Origin of the sequence: Geoalkalibacter subterraneus (assembly GCF_000827125.1) — a bacterium.
Lineage (GTDB): Bacteria > Desulfobacterota > Desulfuromonadia > Desulfuromonadales > Geoalkalibacteraceae > Geoalkalibacter_A > Geoalkalibacter_A subterraneus.
In genome coordinates this window covers 2,393,090-2,414,149 of the sequence record NZ_CP010311.1, presented here as the reverse complement: position 1 = coordinate 2,414,149, position 21,060 = coordinate 2,393,090, and the positions used below count along the sequence as shown (strand labels likewise).

At 57.6% G+C, this 21,060-nt stretch carries 15 protein-coding genes; 8 read left to right on the top strand and 7 right to left on the bottom strand.

Annotated features, from left to right (window positions below; all coding sequences use genetic code 11):
* Positions 1 to 10: 10 nt before the first annotated feature.
* From GSUB_RS11220 to GSUB_RS11210, 3 genes are all read right to left on the bottom strand, one after another.
* Positions 11 to 1,321: a DUF3422 family protein gene (locus GSUB_RS11220; protein ID WP_040200862.1), complete on the bottom strand. Its 1,311-nt coding sequence runs from the start codon at positions 1,319 to 1,321 to the stop codon at positions 11 to 13.
* An 86-nt stretch (positions 1,322 to 1,407) separates the two neighbouring features.
* Positions 1,408 to 7,017: an excinuclease ABC subunit UvrA gene (gene uvrA, locus GSUB_RS11215; RefSeq protein ID WP_040200861.1), complete on the bottom strand. Its 5,610-nt coding sequence runs from the start codon at positions 7,015 to 7,017 to the stop codon at positions 1,408 to 1,410.
* 249 nt (positions 7,018 to 7,266) lie between these two features.
* Positions 7,267 to 8,034 (bottom strand): PilZ domain-containing protein, encoded by a 768-nt coding sequence (locus GSUB_RS11210; protein ID WP_040200860.1) that lies wholly within the window; start codon positions 8,032 to 8,034, stop codon positions 7,267 to 7,269.
* Between the two features lie 206 nt (positions 8,035 to 8,240).
* On the opposite strand from GSUB_RS11210, the gene GSUB_RS11205 reads away from it, so the two are divergent.
* Positions 8,241 to 8,636, top strand: a complete 396-nt coding sequence (locus tag GSUB_RS11205) for a DUF2914 domain-containing protein (protein WP_040200859.1) — start codon at positions 8,241 to 8,243, stop codon at positions 8,634 to 8,636.
* A 120-nt stretch (positions 8,637 to 8,756) separates the two neighbouring features.
* Here the strand turns inward: GSUB_RS11205 and GSUB_RS11200 are convergent, their stop codons facing one another.
* Complete coding sequence (locus GSUB_RS11200) at positions 8,757 to 9,194, bottom strand: Ros/MucR family transcriptional regulator (RefSeq protein ID WP_040200858.1); 438 nt, start codon at positions 9,192 to 9,194, stop codon at positions 8,757 to 8,759.
* Between the two features lie 212 nt (positions 9,195 to 9,406).
* Here GSUB_RS11200 and GSUB_RS11195 point away from each other — a divergent pair, with 212 nt between their 5' ends.
* The 5 genes from GSUB_RS11195 (at position 9,407) to GSUB_RS11175 (ending at position 15,699) form a co-directional block, all read left to right on the top strand.
* Entirely contained in the window at positions 9,407 to 10,447 is a 1,041-nt protein-coding gene (locus GSUB_RS11195; protein WP_040200857.1) for a deoxyguanosinetriphosphate triphosphohydrolase, read from the top strand.
* Between the two features lie 262 nt (positions 10,448 to 10,709).
* A complete protein-coding gene (locus GSUB_RS11190; RefSeq protein ID WP_040200856.1) occupies positions 10,710 to 11,141 on the top strand; it encodes a chemotaxis protein CheW in 432 nt (143 codons plus the stop codon).
* Positions 11,134 to 11,559 carry a chemotaxis protein CheW gene (locus tag GSUB_RS11185; protein WP_084211967.1) on the top strand — a complete coding sequence of 142 codons (426 nt, stop codon included), beginning with the start codon at positions 11,134 to 11,136 and terminating at the stop codon, positions 11,557 to 11,559. The genes GSUB_RS11190 and GSUB_RS11185 overlap by 8 nt, the downstream gene beginning before the upstream one ends.
* 43 nt (positions 11,560 to 11,602) lie before the next feature.
* Positions 11,603 to 12,886 carry a response regulator gene (locus GSUB_RS11180; protein ID WP_040200854.1) on the top strand — a complete coding sequence of 428 codons (1,284 nt, stop codon included), beginning with the start codon at positions 11,603 to 11,605 and terminating at the stop codon, positions 12,884 to 12,886.
* A gap of 152 nt (positions 12,887 to 13,038) precedes the next feature.
* The gene (locus tag GSUB_RS11175) at positions 13,039 to 15,699 is read left to right on the top strand and encodes a valine--tRNA ligase (protein WP_040200853.1); all 2,661 of its coding nucleotides are present in this window, start codon (positions 13,039 to 13,041) and stop codon (positions 15,697 to 15,699) included.
* A 79-nt stretch (positions 15,700 to 15,778) separates the two neighbouring features.
* Here the strand turns inward: GSUB_RS11175 and GSUB_RS11170 are convergent, their stop codons facing one another.
* From GSUB_RS11170 to GSUB_RS11160, 3 genes are read right to left on the bottom strand one after another with little or no spacing between them, the layout of a single operon-like run.
* Entirely contained in the window at positions 15,779 to 16,363 is a 585-nt protein-coding gene (locus GSUB_RS11170) for a 50S ribosomal protein L11 methyltransferase (RefSeq protein ID WP_040200852.1), read from the bottom strand.
* A 36-nt stretch (positions 16,364 to 16,399) separates the two neighbouring features.
* Positions 16,400 to 17,407: a glycosyltransferase family 2 protein gene (locus tag GSUB_RS11165; protein WP_084211965.1), complete on the bottom strand. Its 1,008-nt coding sequence runs from the start codon at positions 17,405 to 17,407 to the stop codon at positions 16,400 to 16,402.
* Complete coding sequence (locus tag GSUB_RS11160) at positions 17,404 to 18,348, bottom strand: AEC family transporter (RefSeq protein WP_040200851.1); 945 nt, start codon at positions 18,346 to 18,348, stop codon at positions 17,404 to 17,406. The genes GSUB_RS11165 and GSUB_RS11160 overlap by 4 nt, the downstream gene beginning before the upstream one ends.
* Before the next feature lie 168 nt (positions 18,349 to 18,516).
* Here GSUB_RS11160 and GSUB_RS11155 point away from each other — a divergent pair, with 168 nt between their 5' ends.
* Both GSUB_RS11155 and GSUB_RS11150 read left to right on the top strand, forming a co-directional pair.
* Entirely contained in the window at positions 18,517 to 19,620 is a 1,104-nt protein-coding gene (locus GSUB_RS11155) for a two-component system sensor histidine kinase NtrB (protein WP_040200850.1), read from the top strand.
* Entirely contained in the window at positions 19,617 to 20,978 is a 1,362-nt protein-coding gene (locus tag GSUB_RS11150) for a sigma-54-dependent transcriptional regulator (protein ID WP_040200849.1), read from the top strand. Before GSUB_RS11155 ends, GSUB_RS11150 begins: the two co-directional genes overlap by 4 nt.
* Positions 20,979 to 21,060: the final 82 nt, after the last annotated feature.

Genomic DNA, 21,060 nt, shown 5'->3' with positions numbered 1-21,060 from the left:
TTCAGAGTTGTCAGATGTCGTGTTTCGGCTGTTTGATCAGACGGTGCTTGACCCGGCGGATCAGTCCCCAGATCACAATGACCACCACCGGCACCAGCACCGCCAGGAGGATGTTTTTCTCCAGGTTCCATCGGTCCAGCGGCAGGCCGTCGAGAAGATAGCTCAAAAGCCCCACCATGTAATAGCTGATGGCGGCTACCGAGAGTCCTTCCACGGTTTCCTGTAGGCGAAACTGAAGACGTCCCCGCCGGTTCATGGTGGCGAGCAGATCTTTGTTCTGATCCTGCAGCATGAGATTGACGCGCGTGCGCATCATGTCCCCGGCGCGTTCGATGCGGCGCGACAGGTCCTCCATCCAGCTCTGCACCGACTCGCAGGTACGCAGGCCCGGGTTGAGCCTTCGCGTCATGAACTCAGTGAAGGTCATGTAGCCTTCGATCGGATCTTCCTTGATATTCTGCAACCGGCTCAAGACCAGATCATGATAGGCGCGGGTCGCGGAAAACCGGTGGTTGGTTTCGGCGCGCCACATTTCCAGCCGGCCCGAGAGGCGCGAGAGTCGTTCCAGGATGATGCGGTCCGTTTCAGCGCTCTCCTCGGTGGGGGCGTGGGTCAGCATCTCGGCCAGTTCGCGGTCGAGTTCCTGCAGTTGCGGCGCAATGCGCTTGGCCAGGGGCAGGGAAAGCTGCGCCAGCAGGCGGTAGGTTTCGAGTTCGATGATGCGCTGAATCAGCCGTCCCATCTGGTAGTCGGAGAGGCCGCGGTTCTGAACCATGAAACGGCCGAAGCCGTCGCTGTGCAGGCGAAAGGCGGTGCAGATGATCGCCTTACCCTGTTTCGGCTGGCTCATCATGAGCCGCTGCCCTTCGAAGATGCGGGTCAGGTTCTCGTGGTCGAAATTCAGCTGACCGTCGTCGACGATGATGTGAAAGGCCGATACGGCCTGGCCGGGCAGGGATGAGAGCCAGTCCGTCGGCAACAGGTCGATGACCGGATGCTCGAAAGGCGGGTCATGGATTGGACCGCCGCGGGAGAAGGTGAGGGAGTAGAACTCCATGTGCTTCTCCCACCGCACCGTAAATTCGCCGAAATCCTGTTGATAGGACACCTCGTCGGATGTCGGCTGGTTGACGCTGTAGCGGCGACACAGGTCACAGATCAGCTCAAAGGCCTGCGTCATTTCCGCAGGTTCGGCGCGAAAGGCCAGGTGCGTCATCTGCCGCGGCGCGGAGATCATCTGAAACGGGCGCGCGTGCAGTTCGTCGTAAAGAGCGGCGCGCAGTGGGTGCGTGGAAAACGGCAGACAGAAATAGTGCGACATATCGAAGAGTCCTTACGATCTGGAGTGTGGACGAAGCATATCGCGCGACGGAATGGTTGTAAAAGTAAACATTATCCTTGATTTCCTCACTCCTCACTCCTCACGATCTTCTTACGTTCTTTCAGAAACTCAGCCAGAATCCGCGCGGTATGTGACCCATTCTCCTTGCGGCTGACCTGTTCGGGCGTGCCCTGCGCAACGACGCTTCCGCCTTCCTCTCCCCCTTCCGGCCCCATGTCGATCAGCCAGTCGGCTTCGGCGATGATGTCGAGATTGTGTTCGATGAGCAACACGGTGTTGCCCGCGTCGACCAGGCGATGCAGAACCCGGATCAGCTTCTCGACGTCGGCCATGTGCAGGCCGATGGTCGGTTCGTCGAGGATGTAGAGGGTCGGTCCGCCGCGCATTTTCCTGCCGCTCTTGGCGTTGCCCTGAGGAGCACCGTTTGCCGGGGCCTTGGCCAGTTCCGTCACCAGTTTGATGCGCTGGGCCTCCCCGCCGGAAAGGGTCGGGCTCTGCTGCCCCAGGGTGAGGTAGCCCAGGCCGACATCCTGCAGCAGCCGCAGCGCGTGGTGAATTTTTTTGTGAGCGCTGAAAAATTCGGTGGCCTGGTTGATGGTCATTTTAAGGACGTCGCCGATGTGTTTGTCCTTGTAGGTGACCGCCAGGGTTTCCCGGGTGAAGCGCTGCCCGCCGCAGGTCTCGCAGACGATGCGGACATCGGGCAGAAAGCTCATCTCGATTTTGCGCGTCCCCTGACCTTCGCAGTCCGGGCAGCGGCCGTCGCGCGTATTGAAGGAGAAGCGGCCTGGACCCCAGCCGCGCATTTTCGCTTCGGCGGTCCCTGCAAAAAGTTTGCGAACGTCGTCCCAGAAACCGACATAGGTGGCCGGGCAGGAACGCGGCGTTTTACCGATGGGCGTCTGGTCGACCTCGAGGATGCGATGGATTGAGGCCCATCCCTTGATTTCACGGCAGCCGCTCCACGGGGGGGAATCATCCTTGTTCTTCTGCGCCAGGCCGCGACGCAGATTGTCGTGCAGTACGGAACGCACCAGAGTGCTCTTGCCGGAGCCTGACACGCCGGTGACGCATACCAGCCGCTCCAGCGGCAGGCGCAGATCGAAGCCTTGGAGGTTGTGCAGGCGGGCGTCCTTGACTTCAAGGTGGGCGCTGCGCTGAGTGACGCGACGCCGTTTGTGCAGCGGGTGGCAAAGGGGGGTCCGCAGGAACTGGCCGGTGAGGGACTCCGGCGCGGCCATCAGGTCGTCGACCGTGCCTTCTGCGACGATCCGGCCGCCATTGACGCCGGCTCCGGGGCCCAGGTCGATAAGGTGTCCGGCGCGGCGGATGGTTTCGTCATCATGTTCCACCACCACGATGGTATTGCCTTTCTGCTCCAGTTTCTCCAGGGTGTCGAGCAGCATGCGGTTATCGCGCGGATGCAGACCGATGGTGGGCTCATCGAGGATATAGCAGACGCCCCGCAGGTTTGACCCGAGCTGTGCCGCGAGACGGATGCGCTGCGCTTCGCCGCCGGAGAGGGTGGGGGCGGCACGGTCGAGACCGAGGTAGGACAGGCCCACCTCGCGCAGAAAGGCGAAGCGGGATTCAAGTTCGGCGACGATGTCCCGTGCCAGGTCAGCTTCGCGGCCTTTGAGGCTCAGCTTGCGGAAAAATTCCTCGGCGCGGACGATGGAGAGGGCCGTCAGCTCGGCGATGTTGTATCCGTGAAAAAGCACGGCCAGCGCCTCGGGGCGCAGTCGTGTCCCCCTGCAGGCAGGGCAGGGCTGCTCTTCCCCCTCGTACCAGGCGTTCCACCAGATCTCCTCGCCGCTCTGCTCTTCATCGAAACCGACCAGGCGCAGACCGGTGCCGTAGCAGCTTTCGCACCAGCCGTGCTTGCTGTTGAACGAGAACAGACGCGGATCGGGTTCCTCAAAGCCGCGCCCGCAGTCGGGGCAGGCGCGCCGGGTTGAAAAGATCGTGTCCCTGCTTTGGGTACCGGATCCGACGAGCGCGACCTTGACCACCCCCTTGCCGTAATCCAGAGCGCGATGGAGGCGCTCGCGCAGACACTCCTCATTCTCCGCCGTGACCTTCACATCTCCTGCCGGAAGGTCGATGTTGTGCTCGCGGAAGCGGTCGAGCCGCGGCCAGTTGTCGGTCGGCGTATCCACACCGTCAACCCGCAGGTGGGAGAACCCTTTGCCGGCCGCCCATTTGGCCAGATCGGTGTAGTAGCCTTTGCGCCCCACCACCAGCGGGGCGAGCAGGGAAATCTCCTGTCCCTTGGAGTCGCGCATCAGGCGGGCGACGATCGCTTCATGGGACTGGGGCTCGATCGGGATGTTGCACTCGGGGCAGTACTGAACGCCAAGCTTGACGAAGAGCAGGCGCAGAAAGTGGTAGATCTCTGTCAACGTGGCGACGGTGCTTTTGCGCCCGCCGCGGCTGGTGCGCTGCTCGATGGCGACCGTCGGCGGGATTCCGGTGAGCGCGTCGATGTCGGGACGCGAGGAGGGCTGCACGAACTGCCGTGCGTAGGCGTTGAGGGATTCGAGGTAGCGTCTCTGCCCCTCGGCGAACAGAATATCGAAGGCCAGGGTGCTTTTCCCCGATCCGGAGACTCCGGTGATGACGGTGAATGCATCCCGGGGCAGGCAGACGTTGACCCCTTTGAGATTGTGCTCCCGGGCGCCGTGAACACAGATCTGCCGGTCGATTGATTGTTTTCGCCCCGGGGACGGAAAACTCGCGGCTTCTCCTCGATCCGAGCCACTCTTTCCCATCCTGGCCGAGGCTTCGTTGCGCTGCTGCTGGTCGATGTATTGGCGCAGGGCGAGGCCCGTGTGGCTGTCCGTACACTCCATGACCTCCAGAGGCGAGCCGGTACAGATAATCCTGCCGCCGCCTTCGCCTCCTTCCGGCCCCAGATCGATCAGCCAGTCTGCAGCAGCGATGACATCAAGATTGTGCTCAATGATCAGCAGGGAGTGCCCCTCAGACTGCAATCTGCGAAGGGCTTTGAGCAGCCGGGCGATGTCATCGAAATGCAGGCCGGTGGTCGGTTCGTCGAACAGAAACAGCATCCCTTTACGGCTTTTCTTTTTGCGCCCCTGCGTGGCGCTGAGATGCCCGGCCAGCTTAAGCCGCTGGGCTTCGCCCCCGGAGAGGGTCGGGACCGGCTGCCCGAGGGAGAGGTAGTCGAGCCCGACCGCTTCCAGCGGTTCCAGCCCGCGCAAAACCTCAGGCCTGTCTGCGAAAAAGCTCAGCGCTTCGGCGACTGTCATCTCCAGTACATCGGCGATGGATTTGCCGGCGCCGCCATCGGCCCCGTGCACCTTGATCTCGAGAATCTCGGGACGAAAGCGGCGGCCGTCGCAGTCGGGGCAGCGCAGGTAGACGTCGCTGAGAAACTGCATCTCGACATGCTCGAAGCCGTTGCCGCCGCAGGTGGGGCAGCGCCCGTTGCCGGTGTTGAAACTGAAGGTGCCGCTGGTATAGCCGCGCTCGCGCGCCACGAGCTGATCGGCGAAAATGGCGCGGATGGCGTCAAAGGCGCCGACGTAGCTGGCGGGATTGGAGCGGGTGGTGCGGCCGATGGGGGACTGATCGATCAGGACGACCTCGGAGATTTCCTCATGGCCACGGATGGCGTGATGGGCCCCGGCCGGTTCGACCGGCCTGCCCTTGATCTTGCTCAGCGCGTTGTACAGGACATCCTGCACCAGGGTGGACTTCCCCGAGCCGGAGACGCCGGTGACCACCACCATGCATTGCAGCGGAATGCAGGCGTCGACCTCCTTGAGATTGTGTGCGGCGGCCCCCTCGATGATCAGTCTGGGCGCATTTTCCTCCGGCACCTTGTTCGATGGGGCGGCGACCGTCTTTTCTCCGCACAGGTATTGAGCGGTGAGAGATTGGCCTGATTCAAGCAGAGCCTGGGGGGAGCCGTTGAATACGATCTGCCCGCCGTTTTTGCCCGGCCCCGGTCCCATGTCGATGATCCGGTCCGCGCCCCACATCACCTGGGGATCGTGTTCCACCACCAGCAGTGAATTGCCGGCGTCGCGTAATCGGTGCAGCACACCGATGACCCGGTTCATGTCGCGGGGGTGCAGGCCGATGGACGGTTCATCGAGGACGAACAGTGTATTCACCAGCGAAGTTCCGAGAGCGGTGGCCAGGTTGATGCGCTGCACTTCTCCCCCTGAAAGAGTGCGCGATTGGCGATCGAGGGTCAGGTAGGCCAGCCCGACATCCACCAGGTAGCGCAGTCGGGTGCGGATTTCACCCAGCAGCGGGTCGACAGCTTCCGCAATGGAGGATGGCAGCTGAAGCCTCTCAAAAAAGCGCAGACAACGGTCGATGGGAAGACGCATGATGTCGTGCAGGGTCAACCCCGGCAGAGCCTGTAGCTGCGCGTCGCTCATGTCGAGATGGGTGGGGCGGAAGCGCTTCTGCGGAGCGAGCACCGCGTCTGCATCCTCTCTGGAGCCGATGCGCCACAGCAGCGCTTCATTTTTGAGGCGCGCGCCGCCGCAGTTCGGGCACAGATCGTAGGAGCGGTACTTGGAGAGCAGCACCCGGATGTGCATCTTGTAGCTTTTGCCCTCCAGCCAGTCGAAGAAGCGTTTAACCCCGTACCATACGCCGTCTTCCCATTCGCCATCTCCCTCCATCACCCAGGCACGCTGCGCGTCGCTCAGCTCGCGCCAGGGGATGTCCACGGGAATGCCGCGTTGATCGGCGAACTTGATCAAATCCTCCTGGCATTCGCGGTAGCTCTCGCTCTGCCAGGGTTTGACCGCGCCATCAAACAAGGATTTGCTTTCGTCCGGAATGACCAGATTAGGATCGATCCCCATGGTGCGCCCGAAACCGCGGCAGGTGTCACAGGCGCCAATGGGAGAGTTGAAGCTGAACAGATTGGACTGCGGTTCCGAAAAGGAAATATCGCATTGGGCGCAGTGTCTTTCGGCGGAAAAGCGCAGGGGGGGCTGAGGCGTCTTGTCGTCAGCAAAGGGAATGACGCTCAGGCGGCCGTGCCCGACCCGCAGGGCGGCTTCAAGGCTCTCCACCAGGCGGTCGCGGCGCAGGTCGGACAGGACGACTCGATCCTGAATCACCTCCAGTGTGTCGCCGCTTTCGCGGTGGATGCGGGTGTAACCCTGCGCGGCGAGATGTTCCTTGATCTCCTCCGGGCCGAATTTCTCCGGGATCCTGACTTCGAAGGTGATCAGGGCGCGGCGCCCCGCCAGTTGATCGAGAAGCCTGGTGGCAATGGTTTCCGGGGTGTCCTGTCGTACTTCGCTGCCGCAGCGGCGGCAATACAGGCGGGCGCCCCGTGCGAAGAGCAGCTTGAGGTGGTCGGTCAGCTCTGTCATAGTCCCCACGGTGGAGCGCGAAGTTCGCACCGGGTTGGTCTGATCGATGGCAATCGCCGGTGGGATGCCGTCGATGCGATCGACCTGGGGCTTGTCCATGCGGTCGAGGAACTGTCGCGCGTAGGGGGAGAAGGTCTCCACGTAACGGCGCTGCCCTTCGGCGTAGATGGTGTCGAAGGCCAGCGACGATTTGCCGGAACCGGAAACGCCGGTGACGACGACCAGTTCACCGAGAGGCAATTCCAGATCGAGATTCTTGAGATTGTTCTGGCGCGCGCCATGAACGAAAATGCAGTCAGAGTGCATGAATAAGTTCCTGCAGTATAAAAAAAAACAATAGGGGTATCCGAACCTGAAAGCTGGAATGACTGTTCAGGACGGTGGCGACAATCTACCCCGGGGGTAGTGAAGCCCTGACGGTACAGTTTCAAAATTTCGATTATACTTGAAGATGAATGTAAAACGTAAGGGGGGGTGATTGGCCGGGGGATCAATCAGCGGTCTGCAGGTGTTGCTGCAGAGCGAACCATTGAGGATATGAACCGCTGTCTGAGATCAAACGGCCATCTTTTGCAAAGAGTATTCGGGATTTGCAGGAGTGAAAAATATTTCAGGATTTGACGTTTGATCGTTTTCGATTCCGTGAAGAAAACAGCCGGCCACGAAACGGCGCAGGGCATGTGCAGTTTCATTGACCAGCCCCTCGAATTCGATGCCGTAGCCCTGGCGGTAGTTGTTTTCCTGGCAGGGTTCAATCGCGTAAAGGACACGTCCGCTTATTTCGATTTCCCGTTTCATTCCAAGCAGGGGGATGCAGAGGTGCAGCGCCTCATCGCGCTGAAGGTGAAAGCCAGATTGGATAAACATGCCCCCGGTACCCAGGGTCATGATCTGCCCCATATTCCAGCACCGCCCCTGGCGCCGAAACATGCCCGGCAGATGTACCCCGGTTCTGAGCCGTCTGCGCGGATGGTTCTGGAGCAGGGACTGAGTCAGGCTGTAAATGGAAAAAATGTCCGCCGCAACCCGTTTTTGCGGGAGTCGAGAAGAAAGTTCCGGTGAAGGGGTCTCTTCATCCTCCAGGATTGCATAATGTGTTTTGCTGCGGCGTTCAAGCAGGGGGAGCAAGGGGGTGAGATGGGACTGGTTCTCTCTCAACCAGGGTGCATCAAATATCACCAGATCCGGCTCTGTCGTTTCGAGCTGTTCCAGAATGTCGTCGTGATGATGCGAAGTCAGCGAACGATATCCCCAGTGTTTGAGGACCATATCGAGGTTTGACAGAAGATGTTGATGCTTCGACGCAACCAGAACCCGTTTCATCGATCCGCCCCTTAGTGTGAAATCAGTGAACCTCTTAACCTTGAAAGTATATGTATATTTATTAAACTCTAATCATTTTTTTTCTGCAGGTCAAGTGCAATGTATGATTTAATGATTTTTCGCTAAACAGCTGTCCAAAAAGTAGGGAATTTATGCTATAAGGACAGATAAAATCCGATTTTCAAATGCAGCAAGGAGAAATTCACATGGCGGTTCGCAACAGGGCGGTTTTTCTGATTCTGTGGTCTGTTTTCTTTTTTATGGCGGCAACCAATGTCTGGGCACTTGAGGTCAGCGAGGCGGTGATCACCACCGATATAATCGATCGCTCGCCGGTGGATGCCATCGAAAGCTACTCGTCGGACGTGGGGAAAATCTACTGTTTCACACGGATTGAGGGTGCGCTTGAAGAAACTTCGGTGAGCCATGTGTGGTATTACGAAGATGAGGAGATGGCACGCATCACTCTGCCGGTGCGGTCTTCCTACTGGCGCACCTGGTCATCCAAGAATATCCTGCCGGAATGGACCGGAGACTGGAGAGTGGAGATCTTGAATGAGGATGGTGTTCGAATCAAGTCGATCTCCTTCAACCTGTTTTGATCATATTTTTGATTGTCGCGTGAGGACCGGCCCGGTCTTCTGCTCCTCAATGTAAAAATCCCAGGCGATGATCAATTCTGGTCACCGCCCGGGGCGAAATGGATAGGTTGCTGATAAAATCTATTCGTTTTTCTTGGCGCGTGCCGCGCGGGCCTTGGCCAGGTTCTCTCCGAGTCCGCGTTCCTTGGCCATTTCCCGCCGGCTTTCAGAATAATTGCGGGCGGCAAGCGGTTGAGTGCGCGGGATGTCGAAGCGCTTGCGGTATTCGGTCGGTTTCATGTCATGGGCGGTTTTGAGGTGGCGGGAGAGGGTTTTCATCTCTTTGCCACACAACATGCAGGTGATCTTGTCTTTTCCGAAAGCCTTTTTGCGTGAAATGACCGGTGCATCACTCTGCGCCTGGTCAGTTTCTCCAACCGAAATGGATTCGCCTTTTTCAATGGCCTGCAGAGCATTGTGAATTTCAGCAAGTTCAGCGACCAGGTCTTCTTTTGTCATTTGTGTGGTTGATGCATGAGCCGCCACGATTTCAGCAGCCATTTCAAGAAGTGTAGGCATTGTGTTCCGTCCTCCAGAGTTGTTGTTTTGCCGAAAGTTCGATTAATGTTTCGTTTCTATAGTTTCAGAAAATACAAAAATTGCATATAAAATCAAGTAAAAATGTCGAACTGTAGCTTTTATTTTGTAAACAGGATCTGTTTCTGTTCTGCCAACGTCAATATAAATAACCACACCCTGATGTCTTTCTTTTGCTCTGGAAAGTAAACTGTATGGACATAAGAAGAAAAATAGAAGAAAGAGAGCGGTCTGTTCTTTCCCCTTTTGCAGTGAAAAGTTTTGACTCACGAGGCAGGGAAGAAACTGAGGAACAATGCAGTGTCCGCACTGTCTTTCAGCATGACCGGGACAAAATTCTCCATTCAAAATCTTTTCGGCGGCTTAAGCACAAAACACAGGTTTTCCTTTCTCCTGAGGGCGATCATTATCGTACCCGTTTGACACATACTCTTGAGGTTTCTCAGATTGCACGTACCGTTGCGCGTGCCCTCGATCTGAATGAAGATCTGACGGAAGCGATTGCTCTGGGCCATGACCTGGGCCATACACCTTTTGGTCATGCCGGTGAACGTGTGCTCAATGAACTTGTGCCTGATGGTTTTCATCATGTGCGTCAGAGCCTGCGTGTGGTAGAGAAACTTGAAAAGGACGGGCACGGGTTGAATCTGACATACGAAGTGCGTGACGGCATTCTGAAACACTCCAAAGGAATTGGCCCCATCGATCCGGGGCAACCCGGAGCCTTGCCTCTGACGCTTGAGGGGCAGGTGGTACGGCGCTGCGATATTCTGGCTTATGTCAATCACGACCTTGATGATGCCCTGCGCGGAGAAGTGATTGCCTTCGAGCAGGTGCCGCGCGATATTGTCTCTGTGCTGGGTGCCACGCATGGCCGACGTATCGACCGCATGGTGCGCGACATGATTGAATGCAGCATGGCAGCAGGTGGAAGCGAGATTCGTCAGTCGCAGGAGATGGCGCACGCGGTTATTTCTTTACGCGACTGGCTTTATGAAAATGTTTACCGTATCCGCAGCGTCCACGATGACTTCAATAAGGCCGCCCGCATCCTGCGTGAACTTTACCAGTATTTTGTGCAGGACGAGGAGCAGTTGACAGCCTATGGCGGACGGCGGCGCGAAGGTGATTCAATGGACGTCTCCACGGCCGATTTCCTTGCGGGGATGACTGACCGATATGCAATGAATCTGTACCATGAACTGTTTTTGCCGCAGCCCTGGAAGATTCTCTGACTTCTCCAAACCCATTGAATTCGCGGTGAACAAAGTTGATGGCGTCGCAAAAAGTCCGTCCTACGGCGTTACGGCGTTTTTTCAGGACCTCGACATACCTGATGTATGCCTTCGCCCCTGAAAAACCACCAGGCCTTGTAGGACGAAATTTTTGCTTAGCCATCCTCTGGTTTTTTGCGAGTGCGTCAAAGTTGACTCCCTGACTTTTTGGTGTTAGTTTTAGCTAATTATATTATTTCATGTTTCATCAGGAACGTCTTGCATGGCAGCCGGTGAGAATAGGAATATGTATCTTGTCTTTCGAATAGGCGTGTTTGGATTTTGCCTGCCGGTTTCCTCTTTAGTAGAAATTCTCGACGATTCTTTGCTGCCGTGTCACCCTGTTGATACTATTTCGCTGCGTGGTGGCGAAATCCCTGTTGTTGATGGACGCAGTTGGTTTGAGTGCCTGCCAAGTGACGGGAGTTCAGTCACGAACGCATTGGTTGTCGCCGCGGCGGAGACAAATCTGGCATTGATGGTTGATGCGGTCGATGGTATTTTCCCCGCAGAGGAATTTGAAATAGGCGATGTGCCTCCGCTGCTCTGTGACGGTGATCGGGTGCGTTACCGGCTTTTAGCGTTCTGGCGTAATGAGCCCCTTGTGGTTTGTGATCCGAAAGAATTAAAGTCTGCGGTAAGCGGTCATGAATGAGAAGTTCTGTCTGTTTCATTGTGGTGGCATTGCTCTCACGATCCCTGTCGGGAAAGTTCTAAGGGTGGAACCCGGGCCGCGGATTTATCCACTGCCTCGAATGCGGGCGTCGATGAATGGCGTTTTTCGGTTCGAGAAGGAATGGGTTCCCGTTCTGCATTTTGAAAAAATTATTCCGAAACACGATTTTCGGCAGGATGCTTGCTGCACGGAAAGAAAATATGTTCTTGTCTGTGCGACAGAGCTTGGATATGTCGGCTTACCCTGCGATCGCGCTGTCAGAATTGTGAACGCTGGTGTTGATTGCTTTGCTGCCTGTGAAGCACCACTGATCCCGGGGTGCTCGCAGGAAATGATCTACCGAAACGAACGTTACCCCATTCTGGATATAGACCGGCTTTTGCCCCATTGCCCATGATTACTGCTGTCCCATGTCCGGGTGCGGCGCCAAGGAGGCTTGAATGAGCAAAAAACTGCTGCTGGCCGATGACAGCATCACGATTCAAAAGGTGATCGGAATCACTTTCGCCAATGAGGATGTTGACCTCGCAATCGCGGATAATGGCGATACGGCGCTTGAGATGGCGCAGGATCAGAAGCCCGACCTGATCCTGGCTGATGTGCTGATGCCGGGGAAAGACGGCTATGAATTGTGTGAGGCCATAAAAAAGGATTCGCAATTCAAAGGGGTTCCCGTCCTTTTGCTGTCCGGCACCTTCGAGCCGTTTGATGAAGACAAGGCGCGCGCAAGCGGCGCTGATGACTGGATTGCCAAACCGTTCGAATCACAGGCGCTGATCGATAAGGTCAACAAGCTGCTGCAGCGTGCTCCTGAATCTCTCGCCGTTCCTGCGAGCGCCCAGCCCTCTGCGGAAGAACCTCCCGTTGACGCGGAGCTCCCTGCCGAAGGGGAAAGTGAGATCGCCTCCGAGGAGGCCGGTGTGTGGGGCGAGTTCTCCTTTGACGAGGAAGAAATGGCGCCGGAGAAAGAGCCCGCCCCGGTGTATGATTCCGGTTCGGTCGGCCTTCAGGATGTAGACGGCCAGGATGAGGAGGATATTCTCGAACTCGACGATGCGGATATCCTTGAAGAGGAGGCTGGTCCTACGTCGGATGAAACCGACCCCTTCCCTTTCCAGGAGGGTGTCGAGGATGAGGCGAATGAGGATTTCGGCCTGGTCTCGGGAGAAATGGATTCGACCGCTGCACCTGAAGAGAAGGATTTCAGCGAGGGACTGGCCGAAGCTGAAGAGGAGGAGTCTTTCCCTCTCGCGGATTGGGACAATTCAGAGTCGGCCGATGATGTCGAAGAAGAAATTGGAACGGGATCGCGAGAGGATTCTTTCGCAGCTCTCTTGTCAGATGACCAGTCGGATGAGTTTTCTGAAGAGCAGGACCTGCAACAGCAAACACCAGAACCGTTTTTCACCGTCGAAGACGAGGAGCCAGGGGCCGTATCTGAGGAAACGCTTGAAACCGGCCCGGCCGTATCGCAGCCCGCTGCCGATTCCTTCGCTTTCCCTGCAGTCTCACAGGACACTCCAGCGAGCGGTGCGACGGTTGCCGCAGCCCCGCCTCAACTCGATGAAGAACGGGTTGAAGCCATTGTGCAGAAGGTTGCCGACGAGGTGGTGAACCGCCTGGCCGGTTCAATTCTGGAAAAAGTCGCCTGGGAAGTGGTGCCCGACCTGGCGGAGAGCCTGATCAAGGATGAAATCCGCAAGATCAAGGACGCTTTGAAATAACGAACACAGGGGCGAGCGCGCTTGACAATATTGACGGATGAAATGGGGATTGCTACAATCCCCATTTCGTTTTTCTGCCGCTTTATCCACTGCGGCGCCTTTGATTTCAACACCTTACATCATCCATTTATTGATAAAGGAACATCGCTGTAATGGAACCTATGCTGCCCAAAGGATATGAGCCGACCGAGGTTGAGGACAAATGGTATCAACGGTGGGAGTCGGACCGTTGTTTCCATGCCGATGAAAACTCCCCCAGGCCCCATTATTCAATTGTGATTCCGCCGCCCAATGTGACGGGGGTGCTGCACATGGGCCATGCGCTCAACAATACCCTGCAGGATGTTCTCGCACGCTGGAAGCGCATGACCGGTCACGAGGTTCTATGGATGCCGGGTACCGACCATGCCGGTATCGCCACCCAGAACGTAGTGGAGAAGCAGCTGGCGCAGCAGGGGCAGGACCGGCATGAACTCGGCCGCGAGGAATTCGTGCGCCGCGTGTGGCAGTGGCGCGAGGAGTCGGGCGGGCAGATCATCAATCAGCTCAAGCGCCTGGGAGCTTCCTGCGACTGGGAGCGCGAACGGTTCACCATGGATGAGGGGCTGTCCAAAGCGGTGCGGGAAGTGTTTGTCCGCCTGTACGAGGATAAACTCATTTACCGGGACAACCGCCTGATCAACTGGTGCCCGCGCTGCCACACCGCCCTTTCCGACCTTGAGGTCGAACACGCTGACAAAAAAGGGCATTTCTGGCATCTGCGTTACCCGGTCAAGGACAGCGACCGCACCCTGGTGGTGGCCACCACCCGCCCCGAAACCATGCTCGGCGATACAGCAGTGGCCGTGCATCCCGACGATGAGCGCTACGCCGACCTGGTAGGCAAGAGCATCATGCTGCCGTTGGTGAATCGCGAAATCCCCATCATCTTCGATGAGTATGTGGACAGCGAGTTCGGCAGCGGCGCGGTGAAGATCACCCCCGCCCACGACTTCAACGACTTTGAAATCGGTAAGCGCCACGGCCTCGAATTTATCAATATTTTTGATGAATCCGGCCGCATCAACGAAAACGGCGGCCCCTACCAGGGGCAGGACCGCATGGAAGCGCGCAAGGCTGTGGTGACCGACCTGGAAGCTGCAGGGTTGCTGGAGAAGATCGAGGACCACAAGCTCGCCGTGGGTGAATGCTATCGGTGCAAGACGGTCATCGAGCCCTATATGAGCAAGCAGTGGTATGTCAAGGTCGGGCCGCTGGCTGAAGAGGCGATCCGTGCCGTGCAGCAGGGTGAAACCCGCATTGTTCCCCAGCAGTGGGAGAAGACCTACTACGAGTGGATGTTCAACATTCAGGACTGGTGCATCAGCCGCCAGATCTGGTGGGGGCATCGCATCCCGGCCTGGTTCTGCGGTGCCTGCGGCGAGATCACCGTGTCCCGGGAAGATGCGTCTGTCTGTGCCCACTGCGGCAGCAGCGACATCAGCCAGGAAACCGATGTTCTCGATACCTGGTTTTCCTCTGCCCTGTGGCCTTTCTCGACCATGGGCTGGCCCGAGCAGACGGAAACCCTCAAGAAATTTTATCCCACCTCTTGCCTGGTCACCGGCTTTGACATCCTTTTTTTCTGGGTGGCCCGCATGATGATGATGGGATTGCGGTTCATGGATCAGGTCCCTTTCAAGGAGGTCTACATCCACGCCCTGGTGCGCGACGCCCAGGGGCAGAAGATGAGCAAGAGCAAGGGCAATGTCATCGATCCCCTGACCATCATCGATGAGTACGGCGCCGACGCGTTCCGCTTCACTCTTTCTGCTTTTGCCGCCATGGGGCGCGACATTAAATTGTCTACTGACCGGATTTCCGGCTACAAGGCTTTTGCCAACAAGCTCTGGAATGCTGCGCGGTTCACCCTGATGAATCTGGAAGGGTTCGATCCGAAGGATGTGAACCTCGATCAGCTTGAGCTGTCACAGGCTGATCAGTGGATTTTGGCCCGTCTCGCCCAGACGGCCCGCGACACCAATGCGGCATTAGCCGACTACAAATTCAACGATGCGGCCAATATCCTTTATGCTTTCACCTGGCACAACTTCTGCGACTGGTACATTGAGTTGTCCAAGGGAGATCTTTACGGGGATGATGTACAGAGTCGCAGGCGTGCCCAGAGCGTACTGTATGTGGTGCTTGAGCAGCTGCTGCGGCTGTTGCATCCGATCATGCCCTTTATCACCGAAGAAATCTGGCAGTGCCTGCCGGGAGAGCGGCCCACATCTTACCTGATGCAGGCCGACTACCCCACCGGCGCTCCCTATGCCGCTTTCGGCGATGAGGGCCCGGCCCGTATGGAGCTTCTGATGGAGGTCATCCGCGCGATCCGCAATATCCGCGGTGAAATGGATGTGGCCCCAAGCCGTCGCATTACCGCGGTGCTCGATATCAGGAATGAGGGCGACGCTCAGGTTGTGAGAGAAGGACAGGACTACATCCGAAGCCTCGCCGGGTTGGAGGATCTTCAGTTCGGCGTCGGAATCGAACGGCCGGAAAAAGCCGCGACCCAGGTTGCGGGAGAGATCGAGGTTCTGCTGCCCATGGCCGGCCTGATCGATGTCGAGGAGGAGGAAAAACGTCTCGCCAAGGAGATTGCCAAGGTGCAGAAGGATGTCGATTTCTTCACCAAAAAATTGTCCAACGAAAAGTTTGTCGCCAACGCACCGCCGGCCGTACTCGAAAAAGACCGCGGCAAGTTGGCCGACGCCCGGGAGAAACTGGCGATTCTGCAGCAGAGTCTGGAGCGGGTTCAGGGCTGGAAATAGCGTGATTGGCTACAATAGGAAAACAGAGAAGGGCACTGATTTCAAGTCAGTGCCCTTCTCTGTTCCTGCGACTTCGGGATCAGATCTTTTCCAGCAGCACCGTGCTGAATTCGTTCAGCATGCGGTTTTTGACAACCCGGCAGCCGAGCTTTTCGTAAAGTTGTCGCACCTCGAAGTTGTATTCCCACAATATCCCTGATAAGAGTAGCAGTCCCCCGGTACGGGCGCGCGAGACCAGGTCGGGTGCGAAATCGACCAGGAGGTCACCGTAGATGTTGGCGAGGATCAGGTCGAAGTCACGCTCCTTGGCGGACTCCAGGCTGCCGGCAATGTGGGTGACCCGTTCGCTCACGCCGTTGTGCTCGCAGTTGAGGCGGCAGGTGCGCACCGCATCGGGGTTGATATCGATGCAGACTGCCTGTGCCGCGCCGAGATGCAGGGCGCCGATGGCCAGAATGCCGGTTCCGCTGCCCAGATCAAGAACACGCGCCCCCTGCACCTGTGGTAGTTCTTCCAGGATTTCCAGGCAGCTGGCGCTGGTTTCGTGTTCACCGGAGCCGAATGCCCCTTTGGCGATAACCAGTGGGATGCGTTCGTCTTCGACAGAGGCGTCTCCCGGCGGAGTGATAGTGAAGCGAGCGCCGATATTAAACGGTGAATACATTGAAAGTCCTCCCTGTATTGCAGTTTTCAAGAGAGTTCAGGTCACGAAGATCAGGTCTCGTCCTTCCTTCAAGCCTTTTTCACGGCTCCAGGTGCGAATCTGTGAACGAGCACCCCGAGCGCCGACAGTGACCAGGACGGGGCCCTCTCCTGCTTTGAGGGCGTCAATGGGAACCACCGGGGCACCATGAATCTTCTGCCCGATCTTGCGGCGGTCGACTTCCACCCAGCGCGTCACCTTTACCCCGGCCTGCGCAAGAATCCTGCGCCACGCTTTGCCTTCCATCCCCGCACCCCACAGGGTGACCTCACCTTCATCTTTAAGAAAACTTCTCTGCAGGTGATGCAGCTTGCAGAGACGGAACGCTTCGGCAGAGCAGTTCTGCGCCGTGCGGGTCAATCGCTGCGGTCGGTCGCGCCAGTAAAGCAGGCTTTGCGGCAGGCGGGCAAAGCGTACCCCTCGACGGGCAAGCCGCAGCCACAGATCATAGTCTTCAGCCCAGCCCATGTCCCGGTACCCTCCCGCCTGAAGCAGGATGCTGCGGCGCATCATCACGCTCGGGTGAGCGAAGGGTGATTCTACATAGAGTTCGCGCATGATGCTCTCATGGTCCAGTGCCTCGTTCTGCCACTGCTCGTATGCGCGCATCCCGTCTCGTAATCGCCAGCGCGGAAAATGTCGGACACGTGTGGCAACCAGGCCAATCTCGGATTGGCGTCGCAGAAATAGTGACTGCAGCTCCAGGCGCCGCGGATGGCAGATATCGTCGCCGTCCATGCGGGCAATCAGCGGGGCGCGGCAATGACGCAAGCCTGTGTTGAGTCCTGCGACCAGTCCTTGTGGGGGGCGTGGGATGATCCGAACCCGAGGATCGGCAGCGGCTGCCTGCCGCAGTAGATGCAGAGTGCGGTCGCGCGAGCCGTCGTCGACGGCCACAAGCTCCCAGTCGCGCAGGCTCTGAGCCTGCAAGGAAGCCAGCGCCGCCGGCAGATGCGCCTGTTCGTTGCGGACCGCCATCAGGATGGAAACCTGCGGACGGATCACAATCCCAGACTCCCGAGAATAAACAGCGCAAGGGTGTAAGTCAGCGCCGAAAGCAGTGTCGACATCATGACGATGCTGCCGGCCAGTTCGGCGTCTCCTTTCAACTGGTGCGCCATAATGTAGGTCGCCGTGGCTGTGGGCGTTCCGGCAAACAGCACGCCGATGGCCAGATCCTGCCCCCGCACTCCCATGGTGTAAAGAAGGGCGGTGGCGATGACCGGGAGCCAGATGATCTTGATGGTGGTGGAAAGCAGGGCGCAGGTCAGATCCCCCTTGAGCTTCTGCAGAGAGAATGAGCCGCCGATCGCCAGCAGCGCCAATGGCAGCGTCATGCCGGTGGCGATATGCAGGGAGCGGTCTAAAATGACAGGTATTGGCAGATGGAGAAAACTCCAGATGATCCCAGCGAAGGAAGCGATGATCAGGGGATTGAAAGCGATCTGGCGCACCCAGAAGGCGCGTCCCTGGTGCCCTCCGGCCCGGCGATGGGGCCACAACAGGGCAAGAATGGCGAAGAAGTTGAGAACGGGCACCAGAAACCCCATCAGGATTCCCGCCCGGGTCAAGCCGTCCTCGCCATATGCATTGAAGACGATGGCCAGGCCGATATAGGCCAGATTTCCGCGGAAGGCACCCTGGCTGAAGGCGCCGCGGGTCGCGGGTGCATATCCGCGCAGAGCGGCGTAGCCATAGCTCACAGCAAAGCCGATGGCAATCACCAGGGATGAACCGACCACCAGTGACCCGTTGAAATTGGCAAAAAAATCAGCGGTCCCGATCTTGTAGAAAAGCAGCAGCGGCAGGGCGACGTAATACACAAGCCTGTTTGTCTGGAAGAGGAAATGATCGTCGATCAGGTTGAGACGCTTGAGAACGAAGCCCAACCCGATCACCAAAAAGACTGGAATGACGATGGTGAGAATGTCCAGAAAAAGTACCATGAAGCGCTCCTGCCCGGCGGTTCGGGGATTTTCCCGCAGAAGAATAGCCCAGTGGCGTCGCAGGTGTCCAATATTTATCTGTGAACTGCCGCCTGCCGTGTGGCGCCTGAATGGTTGGCAGCCATAAAAAGGGTTGCGGAGAGCTGCGCTCCCGCTGTACAAAAACCTATGACAAAAAATGATAAAATCCGTCTTGTTTTTCTGATCGGCCTCGTCGCGGCGATCACTGCGCTGCACTATCTGACCGGAACAGAAAAAGCGCATTTTCACGATATCTACCGCCGGCTCTACTACCTTCCCATCGTTCTTGGCGGGCTGTGGTTTCTGCTGCGCGGCGGTCTGATCACCTCCCTGGCCATTTCAATTATCTACATGCCCCATGTCATCTTTCAATGGGGGCATCACCCGGCCAGCGCTCCGGAACAATATCTTGAAATTCTGCTCTACAACGTCATCGGCTTTGTGACCGGCTTTCTGACTCTGGCCGAGCGCAAACAGAAAAACCGCTATCAGCGCACAGCAAAACGGCTGGAACAAAGCTTTGCTGCCCTGCGTCGGCAGGCCGATCAGATCCTGGAGGTGGAGGAGCAGCTTAGACGCGCCGATCGTTTGTCCGCGCTGGGAGAGCTCTCCGCTGAACTGGCTCACGAAATCCGCAATCCTCTGGGGTCTATTCGTGGGACGGCAGAAATTCTGCAGGATGGGATCGACCCGTCCGACCGGCGCCACGAATTCGCCCTGATTCTGCTGCGCGAGGTCGAGCGACTCAATCGCGTGGTCGAGCAGTTTCTTGATTTCGCCCGGCCTGCCAGGATGGAGCGATCTTTTTTTGATCCAGGGCAGGTGCTTGAGGATGTGTTCTCGCTGGTCCAAAGGCAGGCGGACAAGCAGGGCGTGGCTCTTGAAAAGCAAGGGAGTGCCGGCCTGGTCGTGGGCGACGGGGAACAGCTCAAGCAGGTGTTTCTCAACCTGGTTCTCAATGCCGTGCAGGCCATGCCGGAAGGGGGGCGTCTGGACGTCGGCCTGCAGCGGGACCCGGAGCATGTTGAAATCACTTTCAGCGACACGGGACCGGGCATTGCGCCGGAGCACCTTGAGCGGATCTTTACTCCTTTTTTCACGACACGAACCGAGGGCATCGGTCTGGGGTTGGCCATCACGCAGCGACTGGTGAAAAAGAACGGCGGGGAATTGAGCGTGACCAGCGAACCCGGCAAGGGAACGGCTTTTGTTCTGACCCTTGTGCCCGCTGAGACAACGGAGAATTCATGACGAAGCCTACAGTCCTGATCATCGAAGACGATGCCTCCCTGCGGCGCGTGCTGGAATTCAGCCTTGAAGAAAGCGGCTATCGGGTGCTGACTGCTGAAAGCGGCGAAGCAGGGCTGGACCTGTTTCGGAATGAGGACCCATCACTGGTGATCACCGATATCGCCATGCCGGGTATTTCCGGCTATGAGGTGCTCAAAGCCGTCAAGGAGGAAAGCCCCGACACCGTTGTTATCGTCATTACGGCCTTCGGTTCGGTGGAAAAAGCTGTAGAGGCCATGAAGCTGGGGGCTTATGACTACCTGACCAAACCTTTTGGCCGCGACGAACTGCGCCTGGTGGTGGCCAAGGCCCTTGATTTTCGCGGTCTGCAGGCTGAGAATGCCCGGTTGCGCGAGGTGTTGAACGACCGGGTCGACTTTTCTCATATCGTCGGAATCTCTCCGCGCATGCAGCAGGTGTTCGAGGTGGTTCGGCGTGTGGCGGCAACAGAGGCCACCGTCCTGCTGCTGGGGGAAAGTGGAACGGGGAAGGAGCTGGTCGCCCGGGCCATCCATCACGGCAGCGATCGGTCGCAGGGCCCTTTTGTGGCGGTGAACTGTGCCGCGATCCCCCACGATCTGCTGGAAAGTACCCTGTTCGGCCATCGCAAAGGATCATTTACCGGGGCGGTGAGCGATCGGGCGGGAAAATTTGAGCAGGCCCGCGGCGGGACCTTGTTTCTCGATGAAGTGGGTGAATTGCCCATTGATCTTCAGCCCAAACTGCTGCGTGCTTTGCAGGAGCGTGAAATCGAGCCGGTTGGCGCGGATCCCGTTAAAGTCGATGTGCGTGTGATTGCCGCCACCAATCGTCAGTTGCGGCAGGCTGTGGAGGACGGATCATTCCGCGAAGATCTTTACTACCGTCTTGCGGTGATTCCTGTGACCCTTCCGGCCCTGCGCGAGCGGCGAGACGATATCCCCCTGCTGGTGCGGCATTTCGTGAGCAAACATGGAGGCCAGGGGGTCAGGGTTGACGATGCGCTGCTGCAAAAACTGAGCAACCTGCCCTGGGCCGGAAATGTGCGAGAACTTGAAAACTGCGTTGAACGCATGCTGATTCTTCGAAATAAAGATCGTTTGACTGTTGAGGATTTTACTCCACTGGAGCAATCGCAGTCACTGGACAGGGAAGGGGGGCAGAGTCCGCCTTTGCTGAACATGCCCGAAGAAGGGGTTGCCCTGGAAGAGATTGAAAAGCAGGCCATTGTCGAGGCGCTTCATCGTCATGGCGGCAACCAGACGCGGGCCGCGGCATTTTTGCGCATACCGCGTCACACCCTCATTTATCGGATGGAGAAATACGGCATTAAAAGGTAGTATTTCAGATAAGAGTTTAACTCCGGTGGTGAAAGCTGAAAGCTCTGTTCGATTTCGATGATCGCGGAGCGTCGCCGGAAAG